This is a genomic window from Dictyoglomus sp. (assembly GCF_049968615.1).
GTDB classification, from domain to species: Bacteria; Dictyoglomota; Dictyoglomia; order Dictyoglomales; family Dictyoglomaceae; genus Dictyoglomus; species Dictyoglomus turgidum.
Genome location: NZ_JBMFQK010000025.1, coordinates 1 through 874 on the forward strand (window position 1 = coordinate 1; position 874 = coordinate 874).

The 874-nt window shown below is 38.6% G+C and carries 1 protein-coding gene and 1 pseudogene; both read left to right on the plus strand.

Annotation, left to right across the window (positions count from 1 at the left end; genetic code table 11):
• Nucleotides 1–47: 47 nt before the first annotated feature.
• A pseudogene (locus ACP5QL_RS09215) lies at nt 48–143 on the plus strand (hypothetical protein); the annotation flags it as partial.
• The gene (locus tag ACP5QL_RS09220) at nt 140–718 is read left to right on the plus strand and encodes a winged helix-turn-helix domain-containing protein (RefSeq protein WP_428127289.1); all 579 of its coding nucleotides are present in this window, start codon (nt 140–142) and stop codon (nt 716–718) included. The pseudogene ACP5QL_RS09215 and the gene ACP5QL_RS09220, both read left to right, overlap by 4 nt.
• The last annotated feature ends 156 nt before the right edge of the window (nt 719–874 follow it).

The window sequence follows — 874 nt, forward strand, 5'->3', positions numbered from 1 at the left end:
CGGAGTAGTTGTAGATACCCCTCTAAAAGAGTGGAATGAGGTAAAAGTCAAAGGAACTTGAAGCCAAAATTGATCAATTGGTTTATAAACTTTATGATTTAACAGAGGAAGAAATTAAAATAATTGCAGGAGGGGTTCTGTGAATAAAAACGAAGTTAACACTGCTTTTGAAATCTTACTTGAAGAGATTGAAGAGGTCATTGAAGAGGAGTTTAATAACATAAGCAAGGAGGGGGAAGAGGCTTTTAAAGCCCAAGATTTTGATAAAGCAAAGTCACTTATTGAACGTGGCGACCGTCTTAAATCTTTCAGGGAAAAGGTTAAATCCCTTCAAAAGGAATGGCAGACGATTTTTAGTGAAGGAATCTCTTCTGAAATTCGAAAAAGGCAAGTGAAAGGCAGGTTGAAAAAGGGATTGAGAACTCCTGAGGATAAATTTGTAATACCCATTTTAGAATCGCTTATTGAACTCGGTGGAAAAGCAGAAATGAAAGATGTTTTAAAGCTTGTGCATGATAAAATGAAGAATATTTTAAATGAATATGATTATAAACCCCTTCCTTCTAATCCAAAACAGAAGCGATGGGAAAATACTGCTCAATGGGCAAGGCAAACAATGGTAGATGAAGGTCTGCTGGCAACCAATTCCACGCGAGGTATATGGGAAATAACTGAAAAGGGAAGAAGATTTTATGACGAACACAAAAGTACACCCTGAAGCCAAGCAGATAGAATCCCTTGTCTCCCAAATCCTCTCCCTCGATTCCTCTTCCCTGAAGGGGGACGCCAGAGGTGGACGGAGTAGTTGTAGATACCCCTCTAAAAGAGTGGAATGAGGTAAAAGTCAAAGGAACTTGAAGCCAAAATTGATCAA